The sequence below is a fragment of the Methylobacterium bullatum genome, from assembly GCF_014845095.1.
GTDB lineage: Bacteria > Pseudomonadota > Alphaproteobacteria > Rhizobiales > Beijerinckiaceae > Methylobacterium > Methylobacterium bullatum.
This window is the reverse complement of the sequence record NZ_NKUG01000019.1, coordinates 77,021-101,083: the sequence shown is the minus strand read 5'-3', so window position 1 is coordinate 101,083 and position 24,063 is coordinate 77,021. Positions and strand designations below refer to the sequence as shown.

The following is a 24,063-nucleotide window of genomic DNA, read 5'->3' as shown; positions in this document are numbered from 1 at the left end:
GAACCCGGACCCCGCTCCCCGCGCTTGCCCTCACGAGCCGGCATTCCGCCCGGCCGAGGAGACCGCCATGTCGAGCGACACCGAGAAACATCAGGCTCTCCTGGCCGCCTTGAAAACCGCACAGGGCAAGGGTGACGGATCGTTCGAGCAAGCCGTCACGCAAGCTTTCGCGCATGTCTTCGAGCATCTCGAGCGCCTGAACGCCGTCAGCGGTCCCGATGAGGGACGCGCCCTTCATGCCGGCGAGTCCCCGACCCTGCGGTAGGTCCGCACTCATCGTGGGGAGCGAGGTTCTCAGCTGCCCGGGTCGATGACCGTGCGGACCTGTTCCAGCAATGACGGACGGATCGCCAGTGGTCCGTCGAAGGGGCGTTCGTGCATCGCCACGACGCCCAGCGTGATCACCATCGCCAGACCGAAGACGGTCAATGTCATTGCCTGCGACGCGGGTCGTTCGGTGTGGATCGCGGCGATGACCAGCAGGGTCAGGGCCAGGAGCGCGAGCAGGGTCGCCCACTTGCTGTCGTCCCCCTCCACTTCGCTGAGGGCGAGCCGTTCGCTCCGGGCGGTCTGCAGGGCGAGGGTGGCGGCCAGGAGAGCGGAGTGATTGGCTCGGCCCACGACGATGTCGAAATTCGGCGCCACCACGGCCTGGAGCAGCCGGCCGAAGGCCTGATCCGCCTTCGATGATGCCTTTCCGCCATTGGCCATCGCCGGCCATTCCTCGACCACGATGGCCTCGATGTACTCCGCCAACATCATGCGGATATCCGGTAGATCCTTCGACACGGACCGGCTCAGGTTAAACACGGCCCGCGTCTGAGCGCTCTCCGTCTGGACGACGCGGGAGGCTTGCCTCTGGCGCTCCCACGCATCGTTGGCGACGAATCCCATCAGGAGCGACAGCAGTACCGACAGGACACCCACGAAGGCGCGGGCGATCCCGGTCGCCACCGCCACGACGACGGGACGCGTCCGCTTCGTGTTGGTGAGCAGCATCAGGATCAGGCACCAGGCCGAGACGAGAAGCGCAAGGGTCCCGAAGATCAGCCAGATCGGCTGGTCGAGCCAGAACGTGAGCATCATGGGTGATCCGGGCCGGTGGCGGCGGCCGTGATGAGGGCTGCGCGAGCGAGGACGCATGCGTCGTTCCAGATTGCGGGCGACGATGCCCGCCGTCACCCGCAGGGGCGCACGAAGCACCGCGCGCCTTTGGAATGCAACGCAACACGCCCGGTGCCCGCGATCCGAAGGGCCACCTCATTGTGAGTGACGAGCCCACCGCGTGGCGCTCGCCCCAATTCCCTCATTCGCGTACCCCGATTCCACGCCGGCACTTGCGCTCGTACTGCGGCACACCATCTACAGACCATCCAACGAGATGGTATGGGGATGGTTTTCGATGTCGGATACGGTTCGTGAGCTTCGTCCCAAAGCGCCCGACAGCGAGAAGCTGACCCTCAATCTCGGCTTCGTCGATCTCGGCCAGATCGACCTCCTGGTTCGGGACGGGTTCTATGCCAACCGTGCCGACTTCATCCGCACGGCCGTGCGCAATCAGCTCGACCGTCAGGGCGACGCGGTGAAGCAATCGGTCGCCCGCAAGCAGCTCAGTCTCGGGCTGTCCCACTACAGCGTCCGCGATCTCGAAGCCGCCAGGGATGCGGGGACGCCGCTGCACATTCAGGTGCTCGGCCTTGCCAGCATCGCGTTCGATGTGACGCCGGAGCTGGCCCGACAGGCCATCGCCTCGGTGCAGGTTCTCGGGGCCTTCCAGGCCAGTCCCGAAGTCAAGGCGGCCTTGGCCGACCGCATCGCCTGACCATTCGCCATGACCCGTGCGGAACGACGTTCCGTGCCGCCACCCCATCCAGGATCGTGACCATGACCGCTTTCTCGACCATCGACATGGGTGAGGTGACCCGTCTCACCCGCGCGGGCCAGTTGAGCGAGGCGATGGCCCTGCTCCAGGGACGGCCTGTTCCGTCGACACCGACCGGCCCCCACGCTGCTGCCGGGACCATCGACATGGTGGCGCCCACGATGTCCGGCGGGGCCTGGACCGCGCCCGCCACCGACCGCACGTCCGCCGATGGGGCGGCGAGCACGGCGAAAACCGCCTTCGCACGGCCGGGACTCGCGGAGACGATCCAGACCCTGCGCGAACGTTTCCCCAAGATGGGCGCGATGCCCGACCTCGGACAGGGCATCGGATCGGCGAGGGGCGCCACCGTCGCCGTGCCGGAAGGGGCGCGGTTCGAGGAGCGGAGCTTCGGCAACGAGGCGGGCAGCCGGGCCTACAAGGTCTATGTCCCCAGCGGCTACCGGGGCCAGGCCCTTCCCGTCGTCGTCATGCTGCATGGCTGCACCCAGAACCCGGACGATTTCGCCGCCGGAACCCGCATGAACGCACTCGCCGAGGAGCAGACGTTCCTCGTGGCCTATCCCGGCCAGCCGCAATCGGCCAACATGCAGAAGTGCTGGAACTGGTTCAACGCCGGTGACCAGCAGCGAGGTCGCGGCGAACCTTCGCTGATCGCCGGCATCGCCCTGGAGGTGGTGAAGGAGTTCTCCGCCGATTCGAGCCGGGTCTATGCGGCGGGCCTGTCGGCCGGCGGGGCGGCGGCGGCGATCATGGCGGCGACTTATCCGGATGTCTTCGCGGCGGTCGGCGTCCATTCCGGGCTGCCGTGCGGGGCGGCCAGCGACATGCCCTCCGCCTTCGCCGCCATGAATGGGGGCGGTACTTTCAAGGCGTCGCAGAACGGTCCGGGCGTGCCGACCATCGTCTTCCACGGGGATGCCGACAAGACGGTGAAGCCGGTCAACGGCGAACAGGTCATCGCCCTCGCGATGCCGGGCGTTTCGCTCGCGCGCACGGCGACCCAAGGGACGACCGAGGGTGGGATGGGCTTCACCCGTACGGTCCGGACGGATGCGTCCGGGCGCGCCATGCTCGAACATTGGGCGCTTCACGGCGCCGGACATGCCTGGTCCGGCGGAAGCAGCGACGGAACCTACACCGATCCGCGCGGCCCCGATGCCAGCCGGGAGATGGTGCGGTTCTTCATGACGCACGCGAACCGTTCGTCGTGACCGCTTCGACCTGCGGGGCTCTTCGGACTGCGTCGAAGGTCTTCGCAGGACCCGTCGTTCGGGAGACCGTTCCGTAGGACGGGACGAAAGAGACTCCCGGCGGGACGCTCTCGGCCGCCCGGTACTAACCGGCCTTCAGCCAGGCGCGAAGACCGAATGAGACGATCCCGAGGGCGACGATGCTGGCCGCCCAGATCGCCGCGAACCAGAGCAGACGCCGCCACAACGGCGATGGGTTTCGGCGAAACGCGGCGGGCTCCATCAATGGTACCCCGCCTCATCGACCTTTCCGCGAAAGACCCAGTACGAATAGGCGGTATAGGCCAGGATGATGGGGATCAGCACGGACGCGCCGGCCAGGAGGAAGACCTGGCTCGCATGCGGCGAGGCGGCTTCCCAGATAGTGATGCGGCCGGGCACGATATCCGGGAAGATGCTGATGCCGAGCCCGGCGAAGGAGAGCAGGAACAGACCGAGGGCCAGGAGAAACGGCGCGGTCTCGGCCCCCTTCCGCAGCAGGCGGAAGAACAGGAACGAGGCGACGGCGACCAGGATCGGCACCTGCGCCGTGAGCAGCACGTTCGGCATCGAGAACCAGCGCTCCCAGTATTGTCCCTTCAGGAACGGCGTCGCCGCGCTCACCGCCGCCACGGCCGCGATCGTCGCCGCGCCGAGCCACAGGGACAGCGAGCGGGCGCGTTCCTGCAGCGATCCTTCCGTGCGCATGACGAGCCAGGTCGCCCCCAGGAGCGCATAGCCGCAGACCAGGCCGATTCCGACGAGCACGCTGAAGGGAGACAGCCAGTCCCACCAGCCGCCGGCATAGGCACGGCCTTGGACCTCGATGCCCTGCAGCAGCGCACCGAGGGCGACGCCCTGCGCGAAGGTGGCCACCACCGATCCGCCGGTGAAGGCGATGTCCCACAGGGCCCGGTGGCCGGGGTCGCGCCACCGGAACTCGAACGCGACGCCCCGGAAGATCAGGCCCAGCAGCATGGCGATGATCGGCGCATAGAGGGCCGGCATGATCACCGCGTAGGCGAGTGGAAAGGCGGCGAACAGGCCTCCTCCGCCCAGGACCAGCCAGGTCTCGTTGCCGTCCCAGACCGGGGCCACCGAGTTCATGGCGGTGTCCCGCTCCTGCCCCGGTCGGAACGCCGGGAACAGGATTCCGAGACCGAGATCGAAGCCGTCCATCACGATATAGGCGAAGACCGCGAAGGCGATGATGAAGGCCCAGACGACGGTCAGGTCGATGCTCGCGAGCATGGCGGAATCCTCACTCGGCCGGATGGAGGGAGCGGCCGGGATCGACCGAGGGTGCGGGCGTGATGCCCGCGGTGCGGATCGGAACACCGGGCTCGATCCCGTGCTCGCCGAGATGCGGGGATTTCGCCATCAGACGCAGGATGTAGAGGATGCCCATGCCGAACACCGCGAAATAGATCAGCACGAAGGCCACGAGAGAGGAGCCCACGGCCGGCGCCGAGAGGGGAGACGCCGATTCCGCCGTGCGCAGCAGGCCGTAGACCGTGAAGGGCTGCCGCCCCACCTCCGTGGTGATCCAGCCCGCCACCACGGCGACGAAGCCGGCCGGCCCCATGGCGATGGCGAAGCGGTGCAGGAGCGTCCATTCGTAGAGCGCCTTCCTGTAGCGCGCATACAGGCTGGAGACGCCGAGCAGCAGCATCAGCATGCCAAGGCCGATCATCACGCGGAAGGACCAGAACACCACCGGAACCGGCGGCCAGTTCTTCCGGTCCACCGTATCGAGCCCCTTCAGTGGCTCGTTCCACCCGTGTTTGAGGATCAGAGAGGACAGTTTCGGGATGGAGATCTGGTAATCGACCCGGCCTTCCGCCTGGTTCGGCAGGCCGAACAGGATCAGCGGCGCCCCGTCCGGATGGCTCTCGTAATGCCCCTCCATCGCCATGACCTTGGCGGGCTGGTGCTCGAGGGTGTTCAGCCCATGAGCGTCGCCGGCCAGGATCTGCAGCGGCGCGACGATGGCGGCCATCCACATGGCCATCGAGAACATCGTCCGCGCCCCGAGATTGTAGCGGTCGCGCAGCAGGTGCCAGGCGCCCACCGCCCCGACCACGAGGGATGTCGTGAGGTAGGCGGCCAGCACCATGTGGACGAGACGGTATGGGAAGGAGGGATTGAAGACGATCGCCCACCAATCCTCCGGGATGAACTGGCCGGCTTCATTGATGCCGTAGCCCTGCGGAGTCTGCATCCAGGAATTCACCGACAGGATCCAGAAGGCCGAGAAGAAGGTGCCGATCGCCACCATGAGGGTGGCGAAGAAATGTAGCTTCGGCCCGACCCTGGACATGCCGAACAGCATCACGCCGAGGAAGCCGGCTTCGAGGAAGAAGGCCGAGAGCACCTCGTAGGCCATCAGCGGGCCGAGCACCGGCCCGGTCTTGTCGGAGAAGACCGACCAATTCGTGCCGAACTGGTAGGACATGACCAGCCCGGACACGACGCCCATGGCGAAGGCGATGGCGAAAATCTTGATCCAGTATTTGAACAGATCGAGGAAGACCTGACGGCCCGTCGCCAGCCAGAGTCCCTCCAGCACGGCGAGAAAGCTGGCGAGCCCGATGGAAAACGCCGGGAACACGATGTGGAATGCCACCGTGAAACCGAACTGGATTCTCGCGAGCACGAGGGCGTCAACGTCCGACAGCATGTCGATCAACCTGAATGGTCGTTGGGAACGGGCAGGAAAACGACTCGGCAGCTCAGTCTCGTCGACGAACCCTGCCCCATTGCGTCGCTGCGCTCAACGCCCGGCTTCCGGCCCGGCCTTCGGCACGGCCCGGACCGCGAAGCGGCCTTCCTCGGCCTTGTTGATGTACTGGCTCGCGATGAAGAGCCCCTTGAGCGGGCGGATGATCGGCACGCAGGCCAGGAGAAGCAGCGGGAGCGTGAGCACCGCATGGATCCAGAGTGGCGGATCGTAGGTCAGTTCCAGCCAGATCCCGAAGGCGGTGACGGGAAATGCCATCGACATCATGATGAAGAAGGCGGGGCCGTCCGCCGGATCGGCGAAGCCGTAATCGAGGCCGCAGGCCTCGCATGCCGGCTTCAAGGTGATGAAGCCATCGAACAGCCGCCCCTCGCCGCAGCGCGGGCATCGGCAGCGCAGGCCCACCGACAACAGGGATCGATCCGTCGTTCCGTCCATGGTCGAGGTTCCTCGATGTTGGCTCACGTCCCGCACTCGATCGGCAGCGGCTCAGGTTTGCGGGCTTAAGATTGTATGGTATTAAAATCCATACATTGCCTCGCAGCGCGAGTTGCTGCTGTCGATTTTTAAGACGGGGAAGCCTGTGGCTCTGTTCCTTGTATGCATACAACTTGGCGTGATGTAGGGTCAATGATGGAATCGTGGAGCCCTACAATCCTGGACGAGGCCGGGCCGAAATATCTGGCCATCGTCCGGGTCCTGGCGGACGACATTCGCTCCGGGCGGCTCGCCCCCGGCATGCGGCTGCCGCCGCAGCGCAGCTTGGCCAAGCATCTCGACGTCGATCTCACCACCGTCACGCGGGCGTTCAACGAAGCGCGGAGGGCCGGGCTGATCGATGCCTCGGCCGGGCGAGGCAGCTTCGTTCGCACCGCCGCGTCGCCGCTGGCGAAGGTCAGGGCGCCGGACCCATCGGCGAGCGTCGATTTCAGCATGAACATGCCGCCCCAGCCGGCGGAGGCGCGGCTCGCCGAGCGCATGGAGGCGGGGCTGGCGCGGCTTTCCGCCTCGCCGGGCTTCCTCGACCGCATGCAGTATCAGGACAGCGCCGGCAATCTGGCGGATCGCGCGGCTGCGGCGACTTGGCTCGCTCGCCGGCTGGGTCCCGTGCCGGTCCAGCGGGTCATCGTAGCCGGCGGGGCGCAGGCCGCCCTCTCGGCCATTCTCGCCGTGCTGCTCAGGCCCGGCGACGCGCTCTGCGTTCCCGCCCTGACCTATCCGGGCCTGCGTATGGCGGCCGAGCGGCGCGGAGCCCGGTTGCTTCCCGTCGCGACCGACGGCGACGGCATCGACCCCGATTCCTTCCTCGAACGCTGCCGGGCCGAGAGGCCGCGCGCCCTCTATCTGGTCCCGACCCTCGACAACCCGACAACGGCGACGCTCCCGCTGGCCCGTCGCGAGCGGATCGCCGAGATCGCCCGCTCCCACGGGGTCGCGATCATCGAGGACGATGCCTACGGCGCCCTGCCGCCGGACGCTCCGGCCCCGTTCGCGGCTTTGGCCGGCGACATCACCTGGCATGTGGCGACCCTGTCCAAATGCGTCACTCCGGGCTTGCGCATCGCCTATGTCGTCGTGCCGGGCACGAACGAAGCGGTCCGTGTCGCGGCCGAGCTGCGCGCCATCAGCATGATGGCCTCACCGCTGGCCGCCGCCCTCGCCTCTCACTGGATCACCCACGGAGACCTCGACGCGATCGTCGGGGCCATCAGGCGCGAGAATGGCCGCCGTCAGGTCGTGGCGCGGGAGGCGCTCGTCGGCCTCGAAGTCCACGCTCATCCCTGCGGGCACCATCTCTGGCTCCCGCTCCCGGCGCCGTGGCGGCGCGGCGAGTTCGGGGCGCATGCGCGCCAGCTCGGAGTGTCGGTGATCCAGAGCGATGCCTTCGCCGTCGGTCCGGCCCCCGACGCGATCCGCGTCTCCCTCGGCGCCGCGCCCGACAGCGAAGCCCTGCGATACGGCCTCGGCCTTCTGGCGACCCTGCTGGCACACCCGCCCGGTGCCATTTCGAGCGTCGTGTGAGGGAAGAGCGGGACCCGGCCGCCTGGATCCCCAGTGAGCGTGTCTGGTCACCCTGCATCCGGGATGAATACAGCAAAGCTTGGCAGTCAGCCTCGGTAGGGTCTCCCTCGACATCGGGCGATACGATTTCACCCTCAGTTTAGAATTCCTTTAGCCTGCGTTCAGCTTTCTTTTGCCAAAAGCTCCCGTTGGCATTGCCCAATGAGCCCGGCGCGCACGGCGTGCCGACTGCCGAGGGGGGATGGATGGACGTTCGCAAACCGGGAATGGCGCAATCACCGCAAGCGGCCGAGGCTGACGGTCAGACGTTGGAGCGCCCCGCCAAGGGAGGGATACCGGAGGCGGTGCGCGTGCATCTGGGGGCCGAACTGAGGGCGGTTTACGCTTGCATCGTCGCGGAAGATCAGCCGCCGGCTTTGTTGGATCTGATTGCCCGGCTCACGCACGCATCCGCCGGGCGCGGCGACGCTGCGTATGCCGCCTTCAGCGCCGATCTGCTCACGGCTCTGCCGGGTTTGAGGGCCTTCGCCCTGTCGCTCGCCATCAACCCGGCGATGGCGGACGATCTCGTACAGGAGACGCTTCTGAGAGCCTGGCAGAACCGGCATCGGTTCGAGCCTGGCAGCAATCTGATGGCCTGGCTCTGCACCATCCTGCGAAACCACTTCTATACGGAGTGTCGCAAGCGGAAACGGGAGGTCGAGGACGCGGATGGCGCCATGGCGGCGCAGGTGGCCGCGCCGGCATCCCAGGAGGCAAGCAGCGACCTCAAGCGGGTCTGGCAGCATCTCGGCAAGCTGCCGCCGTCTCAGCGGGAGGCCCTGATTCTCGTCGCGGCGCAGGGGATGACCTACGAGGCCGCCGCGGAACTCATCGGCTGTCAGGTCGGCACGATGAAGAGCCGTGTGAGCCGCGCACGCTCGTCCCTGGTCGGATTCCTCGGGATGGAGGTGCGCCCGAAGGCGCCTCTGGGCCAGATCGCCGCCGACAGTCTCGAACCCGCCGCCATGCAGGTCGGCTTCGGCGCCTGACGTCGATAGGGCTGGACGTCGAATCGATGAGCCGCCGTCGACCGGCACTTCACCCTGAACATCATCGCCGATGTCGGCGGATACCTTTTGGCAAGGCCTTGCTCGTACCGGCGGATCAGCATGTCCCCCCCCATGCCCGCCGCCGGGTTTCCCTCGGGCCGAACCTGATGGCCCCTGTCCCCTCACGTCATGCGAATGATTGCGCCGGCCCACCAACGAGCCCTACCATCTCCGTGCCGGCCGCGAGGTCATGCGGTCTCGGTCCGGATGAGGTCGCCTCATGTTCGTGGACGAAGGTTGGAAGCCGCCGAGAGAACCATCGTGGGAGCCGCCAGCTCGCAAGCCTCCGCTCACGAAGGCCCAGGAGCGGGCGGTGGTCTGGATCATCGGGGCGAACGTGTTGCTCCTCTTTGTAGCACCGGTAGGCGGAGCGACCGTGATCCATGCTATCGCCGCGCTATTCGTGAGGAGCTGAGCGATGGATAGTAAGACGCAGATTTTAATCCTTGCGGTCTTGGTCGCACTTGCGATTGTTATATTTGACCGATTGCGGAACTGTGATCCAGCCTCATGCTCTTACCGTAAGGGGCCGACAGTGGCATTGCCACGTTGATCGTGTCCGCTCGCCCGGCAGTAGCGACACGTTGTCGTCCGCAAGGGTATACCGCGGCGTACAACTCGGCGACCGTTCTTGAGGCCGTTCGTAAGGGTTAGCATCGGCATACCGATCCTCCCCCGGTTTCGCTGACACCTTTGATACGCTCCTTGCGGGCGGGGAAGGTGATTGATGGCCAAGACGAGACGCGAGTTTGCTTCGCTGCACCTTCGGTGCCACGCCAGAGTTCAAACGCGAGGCGGTGGCCCTGCCGGAGAGCAGCGGCCGGCCGCAACCGCATCGTCCTCGGTGAGGAGCCGCGCCAATTCGCCCGCCTCGATCTCCGCATCCTTAGGCATGACCGACTGCCCAACTGGAGGGTAGGCCTCTCACCGCGCTTGAGCCGCTCCACAGCCGCGAAGTGCGCCATACAGTCCCTTGGGACGCGCGAGCCTACTTGCTTCGCAATGGCCAGGGGGGAGTCCTAAGGCTCAACTTCCAGTCTGCCTTCCCCGACCACGGGGTGGCACGAAGGACCTTAGGTCCCCCTGGAATCACGCGGCGGAAGTAGTACGAGCCCAGCCTTGTCGCGGAGGGGCTATGACATAAATGCCATGAGTGGTTTGCACCACCGGATTCTGCTAAGGCACTGATTTACGCGCTATTTCAGCCTAGGCAATGGCTGAGAAGCCTAATGGCGCGCCCTGCGGGAGTCGAACCCGCCTTTTCAGCGTGAAAGGCTGACGTCCTAACCGATAGACGAAGGGCGCTTGCTCGAGAGCGAGGGTTCTATAGGCGGCTTCTCCCGGCAGGGCAACCGGTGTTTCGCGGTGTTTCACGCTTGACGAACGGCATGGCGGTCGCTTTGTCGCTGCTCAGCATCGGCGCGGCGTTTCGATCGTGCCGTCAGACAGTGGATTACACCATGAATACGCGACGCGACGGGCCGGGCGGACCCCGCACCGGCCGCCCCGGTGGCCAACGCGACCGGTTTCGTCATGGTCCGCCCTCCTCCGGGCCGCGCGGGTCAAGCGGCGATCACGTCGTGCTCTATGGGTGGCACCCGGTGTCGCAGGCGCTTGCGAACGAGGGGCGCGGCCTGCATCGGTTGCTCGCCACCGAGAACGCCCTCGCGCGCCTGACCGAGGAGCTCGGCCAACTCCGGATCGACGCCGAACTGGTGCGCCCCAACGCGATCAACGCCCTGCTCGGGGCGGACGCCGTGCATCAGGGCCTCTATCTCGAAGCCGATCCCCTCCCCGGCCCGGATCTCGACGACCTTCCGGACGATGCGCTCCTGCTGGCGCTGGACCAGATCACCGACCCGCACAATGTCGGCGCCATCGTCCGCACCGCCGCCGCGTTCGGCGTCGCGGGCATCATCACCACGGCGCGGCATTCGCCCACCGCCACGGGCGTACTGGCCAAATCCGCCTCGGGCGGGCTCGAACACGTGCCCCTCGTGATCGTGCGCAACCTGTCCGATGCGCTCATCGATCTGGGCAAGCGCGGCTTCACCCGCATCGGTCTCGATTCGGAGGGAGGGGCCACCCTCGATTCCGTCGGGCCGAAGCGGCCTGCAGTGATCGTGCTCGGTGCCGAGGGCAAGGGACTGCGCCAGCGCACGCGGGACAATTGCGACGTCCTCGCCCGTATTCCGTTCAGCGGCGAGATTCGCAGCATCAACGTGTCGAACGCCGCCGCGATCACGCTCTATGCCTTGAGTGTGCGCGGCGATTGAGACCGAGCGACGCCGATCCCGACCGATGGTCCTCCTCGGCGCGATCGGTGGACGCCCGCCGCCGCGTAGGCAGACGGTGATGAGGTTCACTCACCACCGTCTGGTCTGAGACCGCGATTCAGCGCCAGAACGGTTTCACGTCGAGCAGTTCCTCGTGTGCCTTCTCCGCCGCCTTGAGCAGATCGTTGGTGCGGGCTTCTCCGTCGGCGGCGGTGAGGCCGGCGGCGAACAGCGCCCGCCCGTCGCCATCGGCGGCCTCGCCCGTCCCGGTGGTAGCCAGGCTCGCGAGCACGGAGTGGGCGGTGGCGAGGTCGTTGAGCGCGCCGAGATGGTCCTGCAGGTCCGAGAGGGCCGAGACGAACGCCTTGTGGTGCTTCTGCGCCTTCTTCTCCGCATAGAGCGAGGCGAAGAATTCCGCGCCGTAGCGCAGCTTCTTGGCTTCGATTCGCACCTCGTGGCGCGCCTCCGCATCGAGGCGCTGGAGATGGCGGCCGCGCTTGCGGATGCGCCGGCGAGCCTTATCGAGCATGGCTTCGGCATGGTCGCGGGCGGAGACCGCCTCCCGATTCGCATTGCCGCGCCACGGCCCGGTCTCGATCCAGGCGGACAGATCGAGGATCAGGCTGCGCCAGGCTTGCGATTCCAGGATCGTGAAGACGGTCCCGTAGGCGCGATCCCGCTCGGCTTCGAGGCGGATTCGCAGATCGTCGAGCCCCACCTCCTCCGGTCTCCGGGCCATCTCGTCGGCCAGGGTTTCGCTGAGGAAGACATCGAGGTTGCGGGCGTGCCCGAACGGCTCGGTGATGCGCTTGATCTCCTCGCGCAGGGTCGTGGCGGCGGGATCGCTCACGAGAATCGGCTTGAACAGGGTGAAGGCCGAGCGCAGCCGCCGCAGGGCCACGCGGATCTGGTGCAGCCCTTCCGGGTCGCGCGTCTTGAGGAACACATCCTCGTTGAGCCGCAGATGGGTCAGGCAGGCGACGGCGATGGTGCGGAATGCCGTGGCCGCCGAAGCGTCCCGGTCGAGCTTGACCGCTCCGGCCTTGCTCGGACGCCGCAGGCTCTCGCCGAGGATCCTGAAGCCGCGCTCGCTCTTCGACAAGACGCCGAGACGCAGGGGCACGGTCTCCGCGAGGCTCTGCGCCAGGGAGAACAGGTCCGCCGGATCGCCCTCGATCAGTTCGAGTTCGAGTTCCCAGATGGGCGCGTCGCCGACCGGCGTCTCCACCCGCCCCTGGTCGAGGGTCGCCGAGATGCGCGAGTGTCCGTGGGCAACGGCCCGGGTGGTACGCTCGATAATGGTGGTCACGACGGCGGCGAGGTCGGGCGAGGACGCGCTGGCGAGTACCTCCGGGACCGGCGTCTCCTCGAGGAGCGACAGGTCCGGTGTAGGGCCGTCCACGGCCCATTCCCATTCCGAGCGGTCGAACAAGCCGGCCGCCGAAGATGCGGCCTTCACCGTCTGGACGTGACGCTCCCCATGCCGGCGAACCCGCAGGGACATCCCCTTGCGGTGAAGCGCCCGGTCGGCCGTGTCGTAATAGGTGGCGGACAGGAACTCGGCCTCCGTCGGCTGCTCGACGGCAAGCAGCGGGTGGCGCGCCAGCTCCGCCAGTTCCGCGGCGCCGCAATCCAGCTTCAGCTCGACTTCCCTCGGGGTACCCATCGATCGTCCTGTTCTGTGATCCGGTATGACGGGCGCCAACGCCCGAGGACCGGGTGTGGATCATCCATGGGCTTCGACGGGCACGCAAGCGGGCCATGTCGTTGCCCGGATGGACAAACCCGAGAATTCCCGTAGCTGAGACGGGGTGGCCCGGTTGGTCTGGCCTCGATCCGGGGAATCGGATCTTAGGCGAGAGATCACACGGGATCGTAAGGGTTCGATGACGGTGGACCGGGTGAGGGCCGATCGGCTCCTGGTCGAGGGTGGCCATTTCGAGAGTCGGGCGAGGGCCCAGGCTGCGATCGAGGCGGGCCTCGTCACCGCCGACGACCGCCCCGTGACCCGCGCCTCCGACAGGCTCGACCCCAGGGCGCGGATCGTGGCAAGCGCGCCGCACCCCTTCGTCTCGCGCGGCGGGCTTAAGCTGCAGGCCGCGCTGGCGGCGTTCGGATTCGATCCGGCCGGGCTCGTCTGCCTCGATGTGGGCGCGTCCACCGGCGGCTTCACCGACGTGCTGCTGAAAGCCGGTGCCGGGCATGTCTATGCCGTCGATGTCGGCCGCGACCAGCTGCATGCCTCCCTGCGCGGCGATCCCCGCGTGACCAGCCTCGAGGGCCGGGACGTGCGTGGCCTCGACACCGCGGCGATCCCGCGAGCGCCGTCCCTGGTGGCGGTCGATGTCAGCTTCATTGCCCTTCGCCTTGTCCTGCCCGCAATCGTGCCGCTCATGGCCCCCGGTGCGGCCCTGGCGGCATTGATCAAGCCTCAATTCGAGGCGGGGCGCGACCGGGTCGGGCGCGGCGGCATCGTGCGCGACGAGGCCGTCCACCAGGCGGTCTGCGAGGAGGTGACGAACCTCGTCGCCGATCTCGGCCTGTCGGTCCTCGGCCTCATCCCCTCCCCTGTCGCCGGTGGCGACGGCAATCGCGAGTTCCTCATCGGGGCACGCTCGACGGTGCGCCCATGACGGACACGACCATGACCGAACAACAGACCCTTCGTACCGTCGAGATCGCGCGCCTCGGGCAGCGCGGCGACGGCATGGCGACGGACGGCACCGTCGTTCCCTATGCCCTGCCCGGCGAGCGCGTCTCGATCCGCAAGGACGGCGCGCGCGTGTCCCTCGTCGCGGTGGAAACGCCCTCCCCGGACCGGATCGACCCGTTCTGCGGCTATTTCGGAACCTGCGGAGGCTGCGCGGTCCAGCATCTCGCGCCAGAGCCCTACGCCGCCTGGAAGCGGGGCAACCTCGCGCAGGGCTTGGCCCAGGCCGGAATCGACGTGCCATGCGAGCCCGCGCGCGATGCCCATGGATCGGGCCGCCGCCGGCTGACGCTCCACGTGCGCGAGATCGACGGCAAGGGCGTCGCCGGGTTGATGGAGGCGCGCAGTCACGCCCTCGTGGCCATCGACCATTGCCCCATCACCGTCGAGCAGCTCCACCGGGCGCCGGCCGTCGCGCGGGCGCTGAGCGCGCCCCTCGGCCACGGCCGCAAGCCCCTCGACGTCGCCTTCACCGCCACCGAAGCCGGACTCGACGTGGACCTGCGCGGGCACGGCCCGGTGAGCGAAGGCCTGCGCGCCACGCTGGTGCGGCTGGCGGGCGAGCTCGACCTCGCGCGCCTGTCCCTGCACGGCGACATCGTGGTGGAGCGCCGCGCGCCCGCGATCACCACCGGCGAGACCCGCCTCGTGCCGCCGCCGGGGGGCTTCCTGCAGGCGACGGAAGCGGGCGAGGCGATGCTTGCCGAACTCGTGGTCTCCGCCCTCGACAAGCGCGTGAAGCGCGTGGTCGACCTGTTTTCCGGAGCCGGCCCGTTCACCCTCGCCATGGCCCGCACGCGGGATGTCCATGCGGTAGAGGGCGAGGCGGCGGCGATCGCCAGCCTCGACCGGGCGTTTCGTGCCACGCGCGGCCTGCGCCGGATCACGAGCGAGACCCGCGACCTCTTCCGCCGGCCGCTCCTGCCCATCGAACTCGAGACCTTCGACGCCGTGGTGTTCGATCCGCCGCGCGCCGGAGCCCAGGCCCAGGCCAAGCGCATCGCGGAATCGAAAGTGCCCCTGGTCATCGGCGTCGCCTGCGACATCGGCTCGTTCGCCCGCGATGCGGCGACGCTGATCGAGGGCGGCTATCGCCTCGAACGGGTCGTCCCCGTCGACCAGTTCAAGTATTCGAGCCATCTCGAAATGGTGGGCGTGTTCCGCAAGGATGTCGCCAAGCGCAGGCCCTCGCTGAGGTAGGGACCGGCCCCGACGGTCGCGGACACCGCCTGTTCTTAGGGTCGCGGTGCGCTGCGGCACGCGGCAGGGCTCCGCGAGGTCATGGCAGCCGCGCTCGAAATCCCATGGCCGGCGTGGATGGCCATCGCCATGTTGGGAGGAGCAAAGTCGCTCCCCCAATCAGGACCATTCGTCGTGGACGTCTTCACCGCCAAGCTGCTGGTTTCCGCAGCCATCGTCACGGCCGTCGCCGGTTTCTCCCTGCTGACCGCCGGCTGGGCTCTCCTCGACGTCTACAACGACTTTCGTCGCGGAGCCGACGAGCGAGCCTCGTCCCGCCCCCAACCCTGAACGCCCGCGCCCTTCGGTCAGAACAACGTCCCCTGAGCGTCCTCGTCGCTGGATAACGGGCGCTCGTCCGGCGGAATGTCGAAGACCGTCTCCGGTCTGGCCCGGCCGACCGGGACGGCGAGGTCCGCGCCTTCGTTGCGTGCGTCGTTGACCCTCGCGCTCACCACGTCGAGGGTCAGCCATTGGTCGGGGCACGGCCGGCACAATGAGACCGCATCGCGCGGCTCCGTGCCGAGATGGTCGAGCCAGGGCTCGATGGCCTCTGGCGATAGGATGGCCGGCATTCGGTCGTGGATCGCCGCCATGGTGCCGTTGGCGCCCGTGGTGACGATGGCGGCGGTGTCGATCTCGGACCCGTCGGCCCCGAGCCAGTTCTCCCACACACCCGCGAGCGCCATCGGCGCCCCGTCCGCCCGGCGGATCATGTAGGGCGTGCGCGTCATGGCCTTGCCGGTTCCCTCCCGGCGCCATTCGTAGAACCCGTCGGCGAGGAAGACGCAGCGGCGGTGGCGGATGGCCCCCCGGAACGTCGCCTTCTCCAGCACCGTCTCGACGCGCGCGTTGATGATGAGCGGAAAGCCCTTCGGGTCCTTCAGCCAGCCCGGCAGGAAGCCCCAGCGCATGAGCCGGAAATGCCGCTCGCCGCGTTCCGCCAGCACGATCGGCACCGGCTGCGTCGGCGCCACGTTGTAGCGCGCCGGGAAATTCGGCTGCTCGGGATAGCCGTAGAACGACCGGAAGACGTTCGGATCTTGCTGAATGAGGAAGCGGCCGCACATCTGCTTACCTTCGCCCGCCGTCCATTGCAGGACGAGCCCGATGAGCGGTGCCGAAAGTCCGGGGACGCACGAGATCCATCCTGCCCTACAGCCATTTCTTCCAGCGAAAGAACACATACGGCAGCACGGCGGCCACCACCATCATCACCACGGCCATGGGATAGCCGAAGGTCCAGTCGAGCTCGGGCATCGCCTTGAAGTTCATGCCGTAGATCGAGGCGATGAGGGTGGGCGGCATGAACACCACCGCCATGACCGAGAACAGCTTGATGATGTTGTTCTGCTCGAGATTCACGAGGCCCAGTGTCGCGTCGAGGAGGAACTGGATTTTCGAGGATAGGAAGGTCGCGTGCTCCTCGAGCGACTGCAGATCGCGCAGGGTCGAGCGTACGTCCTCGCGCAGTTCCCGCGGCGCCTTGGTGGTGCGGTAGGTCGCCGAGAGCGAGAGCAGGATGCGCTCCATGGAGACCAGGCTCTCGCGCTGCTTCGAGATCAGGTCGCCCAGGCGTCCGAGCGCCCGCAGCGTATCCTGCAGGGCGGTGTTGCGGGCCGAAGGGTCCGCCTTCTCCTCGAAAATCTTGCCCGAGAGCCGGTCGATCCGCTCTCCCTGGAGCTGGAGCACGTCCGCCGCCCGGTCGATCACGGTCTCGATCAGCCCGGCGAGAATCGTCTCGCCCGACGGAGCGGCCGAGGGTCCGTTGCCCGTCGAGCGTCCGGCCCGCTGGGTGTACATGCGGAAGGCCTGGGGCTCCTCGTAGCGCACCGTCACGAGGCGGTTGCCGCGCAGGATGAAGGTGATGCCGGCCAGCCCCGGCTCATCCGCGTCGCTGACTTTGCTCAGCACCCGGCCGGTCATGTAGCGCGCACCGTCCTCCACGTAGAGGAGCTCGGAGGGCTCGATGTCCTTCATCTCCTCGCGGGTCGGCACCGAGATGCCCATGAAGGCCTCGACCTTGAGGTCTTCCTCCCGCGTCGGGCGGATCATGTCGAGCCAGACGGTCTCGTCGGGAATGGGGTCCTGCAGTTCGAGGGGACGGCGGTCGAGCAGGATGTGCCCGGGGCCGGCGATCGGCTGATGGATGAAAATCACGCTTTACGTCTCAGGCGAGGGCCCCGGAAGGCGGTGTGTTCGCATCCGGCACGAAGAAGTCCGGCGCAAGGGGTATGCCGGGTGTGACGCGGTATTGTGTGAAGTCCGTGACACCTTGCTCGGCGAGGAAGCTGTCGTCGATGAGGAAGCGGCCGGTGACCTCGCGCGACGGTTTCAGGAACAGGGCATGGGCCGCATCGGCGACGATCTCCGGCGTCCGGCTCGCCTGGATCAGCGCTTCGCCGCCGAGGAGGTTGCGCACCGCCGCCGTGGCGATGGTGGTGCGCGGCCACAGGGCGTTCACCGCGATGCCCTGCCTGCGCAGCTCGCCGGCAAGCCCGAGGACGCAGAGGGACATGCCGAACTTGGCCATGGTGTAGGCGAGATGCGGCGCGAACCACTTCTCCGCCATGTCGAGGGGCGGCGACAGCATCAGGATATGCGGGTTTGGCGCCTTTTCCAGATAGGGGATCGCATGTTTCGAGACCATGTAGGTTCCGCGCGTGTTGATCTGGTGCATCAGGTCGAAGCGCTTCATCTCCGTCTGCGGCGTGCGGGTGAGCGAGATCGCACTCGCATTGTTCACCACGATGTCGATGCCGCCGAAGGTCTCCGCGGTCCGCGCGATGGCCGAGGCGACGCCCTCCTCGTCGCGCACGTCGACGATGAGCGGCAGGGCGCGCCCGCCCGCCGCCTCGATGGCGGCCGCCGCCGTGTGGATCGTGCCGTCGAGCTTCGGGTGCGGCGTGTCGGTCTTGGCGGCGATGGCGACGTTGGCGCCGTCGCGGGCGGCGCGGAGACCGATGGCGAGGCCGATGCCGCGCGAGGCGCCGGTGATGAAGAGGGTCTTGCCCTTCAGGGACTTCGAATCCGTCATGGCCGTCTTCTCACGATCCGAGTTGAAAACGCGGCGGCGTCGTGCCGTCGGCGTCGGTGAAGCCGTATTCGGCGGCGAGATCGCCCGCGTGCAGGATGCGCCCGGCACGGGCCTGGACATCGGGATCGGCGGCGAGGGCCGCCAGCGCCCGTCCCGCATAGAGCGGGCTCTCCGTCGCCCGGTCGGCATGGCCGTTGTCCCGCGCCCGCTCCGTGAGGACGAAGCCGGGCGATAGGCCGAGCGCGGTGACCCCGTGTGGGGCGAGTTCCCGGGCACAGGCGAAGGCGAGCCGGTTGGTGCTGGCCTTGGCGAGATCGTAGAACACGTCGCCGAGGTAGCCGGTCTCGGTGTCGAACGAGACGAAGGCGATGAGGCCGCGTTTGGCCGAGACCATCGCCGGCGCGACGGCTCTGGCGAGGAGCAGCGCCGGATAGGGGCCGGTCTCGAAGACCTGCGAGAACGACTCGGCGGAGCGACGCCAGAACGGCGTGCCCCATTCGATCCCGTCGGCGTAGCTCTCCCCGTCGAAGCCTTCGTTGCCGCCCCAGACGCTCGAGACCGCCACGTCGATCCGGCCGAAGCGACGCAGCGCCCAATGGACGAGGCCGTCCACCGCCCGCTCGCTGGTGTGGTCGCAAAGGTAGTGGTGGCCCTCGCCCCCGGCGGCATCGACCTCGCGGGCGGTGTCCTCGATGGTCTCTGGCCGGCCCTCGGTGCGCGGCCCCGTCTCGCTCGACCGGGCCGTGACGATCACCGTGGCCCCGGCCTCTCCCAGCCCGCGGGCGATGCCCCGGCCGACTCCCCGTGAGGCGCCCGCGACGAGGCAGATCGTCCGGCTCAGATCCGGGACGGCGGCGCGCCCGCTCATGAGGCTTTCGACTTGCCGAGAAAGCGCGCGAACGCCTCCTGTGCCTCGGGCGCCCGCAGCCGTGCTTCGAAGGCCACGGCCTCCGCTTCGAGCGCCGCCTCGACCTCGGCTTGATTGCCGCGAATGAGCCTGCGCGTCGCGGCGACGGCACCGGGCGGAAGCGCGGCGAGGCGCGCCGCCTGGGCCAAGGCGTGATCGAGCAGGAGGTCGCTCGGCGCGATGGCGTTGACGAGGCCGAGGCGCAGAACTTCCTCCGCATCGAACGGTTGCGACAGAAGGAGGAGTTCGGTGGCCTTCAGGATCCCGACCCGGCGCGGCAGCAGGTAGGACGAGGCCGCTTCCGGCACGAGGCCGAGTTCCACGAACGGCATCCGGAACCGCGCGGCCGGGCTCGCATAGACAAGGTCGCAATGCAGCGTCAGCGTCGTGCCGATCCCCACCGCGATCCCGTCCACCGCCGCCACCATCGGTGTCGTCGTCCGGGCGAGCTGGCGGATGAAGTGAAGGGCCGGCGCCTCGGTGAAGGGTTTTCGCGCGCCGGCGACGAAATCGGCGAGGTCGTTGCCGGCGCTGAACGCGCCCGGCGCCCCGGCGAAGACGATGGCGCCGATACTCTCAGATGAATCCGCCTCAGCGAGCGCGTCGCGCATGGCATCGTACATGGCGCCGGTGAGCGCGTTCTTCTTCTCCGGCCGGTCGAGGCGGATCAGGCGGACGCCGTCCGGTCTGTCGTGGATCGCGATGTGCTCGGTCATGTGTGTTCTCGCTTTCCGGCGATCCCTCTCCCCTTTGCAGCAGAGCTATCGCATGTGGCCGCTTCGTCGAACGGAGGAGGGAGCCCCCTCTCCCCGCGTGCGGGGAGAGGATCGCGGGCACCTTGTCGTGTCCGCGATGAGCGAGAGGCGAAGCCGAAGCGAGGGTGAGGGGGCGATTCCGGATGAGACTCCTTCGGGTCCACCCCCTCACCGTCGGCTGCCGCCTCGCCGCGTCGACGACAAGGTCGTCGCGGCCCTCTCCCCGCAGGCGGGGCGAGGGGATGCGTACCCGTCGCTCCGCTTGATGCATCCTCCCCTTTCATCTCCAGTTGCTCCCTCTAACCCCAAGTCGGGCCGTCCCGAGTTGGGCGCCTGGGATGAAAACCACGGACAAGCACTGGATCCGTTGGGGGGAGAGTCTTCGTGCTCACCCCGCCAAAGCCAGCATACCGTCCTGCGTGAAACCGCCGCCGTCGACGACGCTCTGTTCCAGCCCGCCCGCCGCCGTGAGGAGGTTCTCGGCGAAGAACCGCGCCAGCGCGATGCGGGCGCCGTGGGCGGGATCGGTCTCGCCGGTCTTGAGGGCGGCATTCGAGGCCAAAGCCGCAAGGGCGAGGCAGGTCGCGCCCTGCGCGAGGCCGAACAGGCGCAGATACGGCGTCGCGCCGGCTTGGGCCTCCTCCGGCCGGTTGGAGGCCAGCGCCTTGAGGAGGTAGCTCGTCGCCCGGTCGAGGCTTTCGATCCCGGCGCGGAGGCGCGGCCCGAGATGGCCGAAGGCCGGTGTCGCATCCTTCTGCACGGCCTCTGCCACGCGACGCATGGAGGCCAGCTGCGCCCGCACGGTCGCCCCGCCATTCAGCGGCAGCTTGCGCGCCACGAGGTCGATGGCCTGGATGCCGTTGGTGCCCTCGTAGATGGCGAGGATGCGGGCGTCGCGCATGTGCTGCGCGGCTCCCGTCTCCTCCACGAAGCCCATGCCGCCATGGACCTGGACGCCCAGCGACGTCACCTCGTTGGCGATGTCGGTGGAGAAGGCCTTGGCCACGGGGGTCAGCAGCGACGCCCGGTCGAGCCCGGCCTTGCCCTCGGCCCCGCGCGCCGCGTCGAGAGCTTGCGCCGTGAGGTAGCAGATGCCGCGCGCGGCCGCCGTATAGGCCTTCATCGTCAGCAGCATGCGCTGCACGTCGGCATGGTCGACGATGGGGCTGACGGGATCGGACGAGCCCGCCGCCTTGCCCTGGCGCCGGTCGCGGGCATAGGCCAGCGCCTGCTGATAGGAGCGCTCCGCCACCCCGACGCCCTGCAGCCCGACATTGAGCCGGGCCGAGTTCATCATCGTGAACATGCAGGCGAGGCCCCGGTTCTCCTCGCCGATGAGCCAGCCCGTGGCGCCGCCGTTGTCGCCGAAGGCCATGGAGCAGGTGGGCGAGCCGTGGATGCCGAGTTTGTGCTCCAGGCCGGAGCAGCGCAGGTCGTTGCGGCTGGTGTCGGGGAGGAACTTCGGCACCAGGAACAGGGAGATGCCGCGCGTACCGGCGGGCGCGTCCTTCAGACGGGCGAGGACGAGGTGGACGATGTTGTCGGTCAGGTCGTGCTCGCCATAGGTGATGTAGATCTTCGAGCCGACGATCCGGTAGGTCCCGTCGCCGGCGGGCTCCGCCCGGCTGCGCAGCAGCGACAGATCCGACCCCGCCTGGGGCTCGGTGAGGTTCATCGTGGCGGTCCATTCACCGGAGATGAGTTTTCCGAGATAGCGCTCCTTGAGATCGTCGGAGCCGTGCTTGGCCAGCGCCTCGATCCCGCCGGCGGTGAGGAGCGGACACAGGGCGAAGCTGATGCTGCCGGCATTCCACATCTCGCTGCAGGCCGCATTCAGCAGGAGGGGCAGGCCCTGGCCGCCGTGATCGGCCTCGGCGCTGAGGCCGTTCCAGCCGCCCTCGATCCAGGTGCGATAGGCCTCGCGCCACCCCGGCGACGTGGTCACGGCGCCGTCGGCGAGACGGGCGCCCTGGCGGTCCCCCACCGGGTTGAGCGGCGCGATCACCGCATCCGCCACCCGGCCCGCCTCCTGAAGGATCGCGTCCGCATCCTCCATCGTCAGGTCGCCATGGGCTCCCGAGGCGATGGCGGCATCGAGCCCGGCCACGTGGCGCAGGGCGAAGCTGATTTCGGCGACTGGCGTGCGATAGGTCATGGATGGTCCTCCCGCGTCGTCTCGAGCGACGCTTCACCTGAGTTTGACGCGCGCGCCGACCCGGCGATACGGCCCGTCGCGCCATGTGCTCCCAGGCATAGGCAAGACGGGTTCACGGGGATAGGCAGTCCCCGTCGACGATGCGGCACCGAGCCCGACGCCCTTCAGGCAGGGAATAGTTTAGATATGAACGATCTCGGGTCAATCCCCGGTGAAACGCTGAGGCTGGACATCGACGAGGCCGGGATCGAGTGCTCCGCGCGGCTTCTGCGGAGCGGCGGGCTCGTCGCGTTTCCCACCGAGACGGTCTACGGGCTCGGCGCCGATGCCTCCGACGCCGAGGCCGTCGCGCGCATCTATGCGGCCAAGGAGCGGCCGAGCTTCAACCCGTTGATCGCCCATCTGCCCGGTCTCGATGCAGCCCGGCGCGAGGGCGTGTTCGACGGTCTGGCCTTACGTCTCGCAGAGGCGTTCTGGCCCGGCCCGCTGACACTGGTCGTCCCGGCGGCGTCGGGCGGGACCGTGAGCGACCTCGCCCGCGCCGGTCTCCCCAGCGTGGCCCTGCGCGTCCCGGCCAATCCCGTCGCCCTGTCCCTGCTCGAAAAAGTCGGACGGCCGGTGGCGGCGCCCTCCGCCAATCGCTCGGGCCGTGTGAGCCCGACCCGTGCCGAGCACGTCCTCGCCGATCTCGACGGCCGCATCGCCGCAATCCTCAATGGCGGGAGTACCCCGGTCGGCTTGGAATCCACGGTCGTCGCCTGTCTCGACGGTCGCGCGCGCCTGTTGCGTCCCGGCGGCGTGACGCGGGAGGCGGTCGAGGCGATCCTGGGATTTGCCCTCGATGCCGGTCACGAATCCGCCGAGGCGCCGATCGGCCCCGGTCTTCTCGCGTCCCATTACGCGCCGAGGGCCGCCGTGCGGCTGGACGCATCGCGGGTCGAACCGCACGAGGCGGTCCTGCTCTTCGGCCCCGTGGACCCGCCCGGAGCGGAAGCGGCGACAGCGCGCCTGAACCTGAGCGCGGCAGGAGACCTGCGAGAGGCTGCCGCCGCCCTGTTCTCGTCGCTGCGCCGGCTCGACGAGGTGGGAACCGGGACCATCGCCGTCGCTCCGATCCCTCGGACGGGGCTCGGAGAAGCGATCAACGACAGGCTGCGCCGAGCCGCGGCACCCCGCTGAATTTTTTTCTGCAAACCGTGGAACTCATCCATGGTGAGCACGTTTCACAGTCACGAAGGTCGGTTCAGCCCCCAATGACCTTCTCCCCCTCAAGGCTCGGATTTATCCGAGCCTTTTTTCTTGGTCGCTGCAGCACTTCCCGACGTCGAAAGCCCCGCGCGATGCGCGGGGCCTGTCATGTGCCGACGCTCAATCAGCCGGCGAGCTTGGCGGCGATGCCGGCCACGTGCCTGCCCTGGAAGCGGGCGCCGTCGAGTTCGATGTCGACCGGTTGGCGGCTGCCGTCGCCATCGGCGATCGTGGATGCGCCATAGGGCGTGCCGCCCTTGACCTGCTCGACACCGTTCTGCCCGGCGAAGGCGTAGGGCAACCCGACAACGACCATGCCGTGGTGGAAGAGCACGGTGTGGAAGCTGGTGAGCGTCGTTTCCTGACCGCCATGCTGGGAGGCGGTGGAGGTGAAGACCGAGCCGACCTTGCCGATCAGCTTGCCCTGCGCCCAGAGACCACCGGTCTGGTCGATGAACTGCTTCATCTGGGCGGCCATGTTGCCGTAGCGTGTGGGCGTACCGAAGATGATCGCGTCGTAATCGGCCAGCTCGTCCACGGTGGCGATGGGCGCCTGCTGGTCGAGCTTGTAGTGAAACTGTTTGGCGACATCGTCGGGGACGAGTTCCGGCACGCGCTTGACGCTGACCTCGGCCCCCGCCTCTTGCGCACCCTCTGCGACGGCGTTCGCCATCTGCTCAACGTGTCCCCATGACGAGTAGTAGAGAACCAGTACCTTCGCCATCCTGCTCACTCCATCGATAGGAGCCGCGCCGCGGCTCCAAGCTTG

At 68.0% G+C, this 24,063-nt stretch carries 23 protein-coding genes and 1 tRNA gene; 10 read left to right on the top strand and 14 right to left on the bottom strand.

Annotation, left to right across the window (positions count from 1 at the left end):
* Positions 1 to 265 (top strand): hypothetical protein (locus tag MBTS_RS02745; RefSeq protein ID WP_244973482.1); only part of this gene is annotated, 265 nt, incomplete at its 5' end.
* Positions 266 to 294: 29 nt separating this feature from the next.
* Here the strand turns inward: MBTS_RS02745 and MBTS_RS02740 are convergent.
* The gene (locus MBTS_RS02740; protein ID WP_147829823.1) at positions 295 to 1,086 is read right to left on the bottom strand and encodes a bestrophin-like domain; all 792 of its coding nucleotides are present in this window, start codon (positions 1,084 to 1,086) and stop codon (positions 295 to 297) included.
* 316 nt (positions 1,087 to 1,402) lie between these two features.
* Between MBTS_RS02740 and MBTS_RS02735 the strand changes: the two genes are divergently transcribed.
* Both MBTS_RS02735 and MBTS_RS02730 read left to right on the top strand, forming a co-directional pair.
* Positions 1,403 to 1,822 carry a CopG family transcriptional regulator gene (locus MBTS_RS02735; protein ID WP_018042456.1) on the top strand — a complete coding sequence of 140 codons (420 nt, stop codon included), beginning with the start codon at positions 1,403 to 1,405 and terminating at the stop codon, positions 1,820 to 1,822.
* A 62-nt stretch (positions 1,823 to 1,884) separates the two neighbouring features.
* Entirely contained in the window at positions 1,885 to 3,096 is a 1,212-nt protein-coding gene (locus MBTS_RS02730) for an extracellular catalytic domain type 1 short-chain-length polyhydroxyalkanoate depolymerase (RefSeq protein ID WP_018042455.1), read from the top strand.
* A gap of 124 nt (positions 3,097 to 3,220) precedes the next feature.
* On the opposite strand, the gene MBTS_RS02725 is transcribed toward MBTS_RS02730, so the two are convergent.
* The 4 genes from MBTS_RS02725 to MBTS_RS02710 all read right to left on the bottom strand — a co-directional run bounded on the left by MBTS_RS02725 (position 3,221) and on the right by MBTS_RS02710 (position 6,292).
* The gene (locus tag MBTS_RS02725; protein WP_018042454.1) at positions 3,221 to 3,322 is read right to left on the bottom strand and encodes a DUF2474 family protein; all 102 of its coding nucleotides are present in this window, start codon (positions 3,320 to 3,322) and stop codon (positions 3,221 to 3,223) included.
* 35 nt (positions 3,323 to 3,357) lie between these two features.
* The gene (cydB, locus tag MBTS_RS02720; protein ID WP_018042453.1) at positions 3,358 to 4,365 is read right to left on the bottom strand and encodes a cytochrome d ubiquinol oxidase subunit II; all 1,008 of its coding nucleotides are present in this window, start codon (positions 4,363 to 4,365) and stop codon (positions 3,358 to 3,360) included.
* Between the two features lie 10 nt (positions 4,366 to 4,375).
* Positions 4,376 to 5,794: a cytochrome ubiquinol oxidase subunit I gene (locus MBTS_RS02715; protein WP_192215027.1), complete on the bottom strand. Its 1,419-nt coding sequence runs from the start codon at positions 5,792 to 5,794 to the stop codon at positions 4,376 to 4,378.
* Positions 5,795 to 5,887: 93 nt separating this feature from the next.
* Entirely contained in the window at positions 5,888 to 6,292 is a 405-nt protein-coding gene (locus MBTS_RS02710; protein ID WP_018042451.1) for a DUF983 domain-containing protein, read from the bottom strand.
* A gap of 192 nt (positions 6,293 to 6,484) precedes the next feature.
* Here MBTS_RS02710 and MBTS_RS02705 point away from each other — a divergent pair, with 192 nt between their 5' ends.
* Complete coding sequence (locus tag MBTS_RS02705; RefSeq protein WP_192215026.1) at positions 6,485 to 7,876, top strand: aminotransferase-like domain-containing protein; 1,392 nt, start codon at positions 6,485 to 6,487, stop codon at positions 7,874 to 7,876.
* A 266-nt stretch (positions 7,877 to 8,142) separates the two neighbouring features.
* The gene (locus MBTS_RS02700; RefSeq protein WP_238253833.1) at positions 8,143 to 8,907 is read left to right on the top strand and encodes a sigma-70 family RNA polymerase sigma factor; all 765 of its coding nucleotides are present in this window, start codon (positions 8,143 to 8,145) and stop codon (positions 8,905 to 8,907) included.
* Positions 8,908 to 10,197: 1,290 nt separating this feature from the next.
* Here the strand turns inward: MBTS_RS02700 and MBTS_RS02695 are convergent.
* A tRNA-Glu gene (locus MBTS_RS02695) sits at positions 10,198 to 10,272 on the bottom strand.
* Positions 10,273 to 10,427: 155 nt separating this feature from the next.
* Here MBTS_RS02695 and rlmB point away from each other — a divergent pair.
* Positions 10,428 to 11,243 carry a 23S rRNA (guanosine(2251)-2'-O)-methyltransferase RlmB gene (gene rlmB, locus MBTS_RS02690; protein WP_192215025.1) on the top strand — a complete coding sequence of 272 codons (816 nt, stop codon included), beginning with the start codon at positions 10,428 to 10,430 and terminating at the stop codon, positions 11,241 to 11,243.
* A 118-nt stretch (positions 11,244 to 11,361) separates the two neighbouring features.
* Here rlmB and MBTS_RS02685 read toward each other — a convergent pair whose 3' ends face one another.
* Positions 11,362 to 12,909, bottom strand: coding sequence for a CYTH and CHAD domain-containing protein (locus MBTS_RS02685; protein ID WP_192215024.1), 1,548 nt, complete (start codon positions 12,907 to 12,909; stop codon positions 11,362 to 11,364).
* A 220-nt stretch (positions 12,910 to 13,129) separates the two neighbouring features.
* On the opposite strand from MBTS_RS02685, the gene MBTS_RS02680 reads away from it, so the two are divergent.
* From MBTS_RS02680 to MBTS_RS02670, 3 genes are all read left to right on the top strand, one after another.
* Positions 13,130 to 13,876: a TlyA family RNA methyltransferase gene (locus MBTS_RS02680; RefSeq protein ID WP_192215023.1), complete on the top strand. Its 747-nt coding sequence runs from the start codon at positions 13,130 to 13,132 to the stop codon at positions 13,874 to 13,876.
* A gap of 11 nt (positions 13,877 to 13,887) precedes the next feature.
* Positions 13,888 to 15,153 (top strand): class I SAM-dependent RNA methyltransferase, encoded by a 1,266-nt coding sequence (locus MBTS_RS02675; RefSeq protein WP_026175693.1) that lies wholly within the window; start codon positions 13,888 to 13,890, stop codon positions 15,151 to 15,153.
* A 174-nt stretch (positions 15,154 to 15,327) separates the two neighbouring features.
* The gene (locus tag MBTS_RS02670) at positions 15,328 to 15,483 is read left to right on the top strand and encodes a hypothetical protein (protein ID WP_187273426.1); all 156 of its coding nucleotides are present in this window, start codon (positions 15,328 to 15,330) and stop codon (positions 15,481 to 15,483) included.
* Positions 15,484 to 15,500: 17 nt separating this feature from the next.
* On the opposite strand, the gene MBTS_RS02665 is transcribed toward MBTS_RS02670, so the two are convergent.
* The 6 genes from MBTS_RS02665 to MBTS_RS02640 all read right to left on the bottom strand — a co-directional run bounded on the left by MBTS_RS02665 (position 15,501) and on the right by MBTS_RS02640 (position 22,046).
* Entirely contained in the window at positions 15,501 to 16,262 is a 762-nt protein-coding gene (locus tag MBTS_RS02665) for an SOS response-associated peptidase (protein WP_056146084.1), read from the bottom strand.
* Positions 16,263 to 16,347: 85 nt separating this feature from the next.
* Positions 16,348 to 17,352: a magnesium transporter CorA family protein gene (locus MBTS_RS02660; protein WP_018042441.1), complete on the bottom strand. Its 1,005-nt coding sequence runs from the start codon at positions 17,350 to 17,352 to the stop codon at positions 16,348 to 16,350.
* A gap of 10 nt (positions 17,353 to 17,362) precedes the next feature.
* A complete protein-coding gene (locus MBTS_RS02655) occupies positions 17,363 to 18,229 on the bottom strand; it encodes an SDR family oxidoreductase (protein WP_056146081.1) in 867 nt (288 codons plus the stop codon).
* A 10-nt stretch (positions 18,230 to 18,239) separates the two neighbouring features.
* Positions 18,240 to 19,097 (bottom strand): SDR family NAD(P)-dependent oxidoreductase, encoded by an 858-nt coding sequence (locus MBTS_RS02650; protein ID WP_056146079.1) that lies wholly within the window; start codon positions 19,095 to 19,097, stop codon positions 18,240 to 18,242.
* Positions 19,094 to 19,852 (bottom strand): enoyl-CoA hydratase-related protein, encoded by a 759-nt coding sequence (locus tag MBTS_RS02645; RefSeq protein ID WP_192215022.1) that lies wholly within the window; start codon positions 19,850 to 19,852, stop codon positions 19,094 to 19,096. Before MBTS_RS02645 ends, MBTS_RS02650 begins: the two co-directional genes overlap by 4 nt.
* Before the next feature lie 427 nt (positions 19,853 to 20,279).
* Positions 20,280 to 22,046: an acyl-CoA dehydrogenase family protein gene (locus MBTS_RS02640; protein WP_192215021.1), complete on the bottom strand. Its 1,767-nt coding sequence runs from the start codon at positions 22,044 to 22,046 to the stop codon at positions 20,280 to 20,282.
* Between the two features lie 186 nt (positions 22,047 to 22,232).
* Between MBTS_RS02640 and MBTS_RS02635 the strand changes: the two genes are divergently transcribed.
* Positions 22,233 to 23,225, top strand: a complete 993-nt coding sequence (locus tag MBTS_RS02635) for an L-threonylcarbamoyladenylate synthase (protein ID WP_056146068.1) — start codon at positions 22,233 to 22,235, stop codon at positions 23,223 to 23,225.
* 193 nt (positions 23,226 to 23,418) lie between these two features.
* Here the strand turns inward: MBTS_RS02635 and wrbA are convergent, their stop codons facing one another.
* Positions 23,419 to 24,018, bottom strand: a complete 600-nt coding sequence (gene wrbA / locus MBTS_RS02630) for an NAD(P)H:quinone oxidoreductase (RefSeq protein WP_192215020.1) — start codon at positions 24,016 to 24,018, stop codon at positions 23,419 to 23,421.
* Positions 24,019 to 24,063 lie beyond the last annotated feature (45 nt).

Bases quoted from the DNA above. Each gene is read 5' to 3' on its own strand.
- MBTS_RS02740 (WP_147829823.1), bottom strand. From the start codon at position 1,086: ATGATGCTCACGTTCTGGCTCGACCAGCCGATCTGGCTGATCTTCGGG.
- MBTS_RS02735 (WP_018042456.1), top strand. From the start codon at position 1,403: ATGTCGGATACGGTTCGTGAGCTTCGTCCCAAAGCGCCCGACAGCGAG.
- MBTS_RS02730 (WP_018042455.1), top strand. From the start codon at position 1,885: ATGACCGCTTTCTCGACCATCGACATGGGTGAGGTGACCCGTCTCACC.
- cydB (WP_018042453.1), bottom strand. From the start codon at position 4,365: ATGCTCGCGAGCATCGACCTGACCGTCGTCTGGGCCTTCATCATCGCC.
- MBTS_RS02715 (WP_192215027.1), bottom strand. From the start codon at position 5,794: ATGCTGTCGGACGTTGACGCCCTCGTGCTCGCGAGAATCCAGTTCGGT.
- MBTS_RS02710 (WP_018042451.1), bottom strand. From the start codon at position 6,292: ATGGACGGAACGACGGATCGATCCCTGTTGTCGGTGGGCCTGCGCTGC.
- MBTS_RS02705 (WP_192215026.1), top strand. From the start codon at position 6,485: ATGATGGAATCGTGGAGCCCTACAATCCTGGACGAGGCCGGGCCGAAA.
- MBTS_RS02700 (WP_238253833.1), top strand. From the start codon at position 8,143: ATGGCGCAATCACCGCAAGCGGCCGAGGCTGACGGTCAGACGTTGGAG.
- rlmB (WP_192215025.1), top strand. From the start codon at position 10,428: ATGAATACGCGACGCGACGGGCCGGGCGGACCCCGCACCGGCCGCCCC.
- MBTS_RS02685 (WP_192215024.1), bottom strand. From the start codon at position 12,909: ATGGGTACCCCGAGGGAAGTCGAGCTGAAGCTGGATTGCGGCGCCGCG.
- MBTS_RS02680 (WP_192215023.1), top strand. From the start codon at position 13,130: ATGACGGTGGACCGGGTGAGGGCCGATCGGCTCCTGGTCGAGGGTGGC.
- MBTS_RS02675 (WP_026175693.1), top strand. From the start codon at position 13,888: ATGACCGAACAACAGACCCTTCGTACCGTCGAGATCGCGCGCCTCGGG.
- MBTS_RS02665 (WP_056146084.1), bottom strand. From the start codon at position 16,262: ATGTGCGGCCGCTTCCTCATTCAGCAAGATCCGAACGTCTTCCGGTCG.
- MBTS_RS02655 (WP_056146081.1), bottom strand. From the start codon at position 18,229: ATGACGGATTCGAAGTCCCTGAAGGGCAAGACCCTCTTCATCACCGGC.
- MBTS_RS02650 (WP_056146079.1), bottom strand. From the start codon at position 19,097: ATGAGCGGGCGCGCCGCCGTCCCGGATCTGAGCCGGACGATCTGCCTC.
- MBTS_RS02645 (WP_192215022.1), bottom strand. From the start codon at position 19,852: ATGACCGAGCACATCGCGATCCACGACAGACCGGACGGCGTCCGCCTG.
- MBTS_RS02640 (WP_192215021.1), bottom strand. From the start codon at position 22,046: ATGACCTATCGCACGCCAGTCGCCGAAATCAGCTTCGCCCTGCGCCAC.
- MBTS_RS02635 (WP_056146068.1), top strand. From the start codon at position 22,233: ATGAACGATCTCGGGTCAATCCCCGGTGAAACGCTGAGGCTGGACATC.
- wrbA (WP_192215020.1), bottom strand. From the start codon at position 24,018: ATGGCGAAGGTACTGGTTCTCTACTACTCGTCATGGGGACACGTTGAG.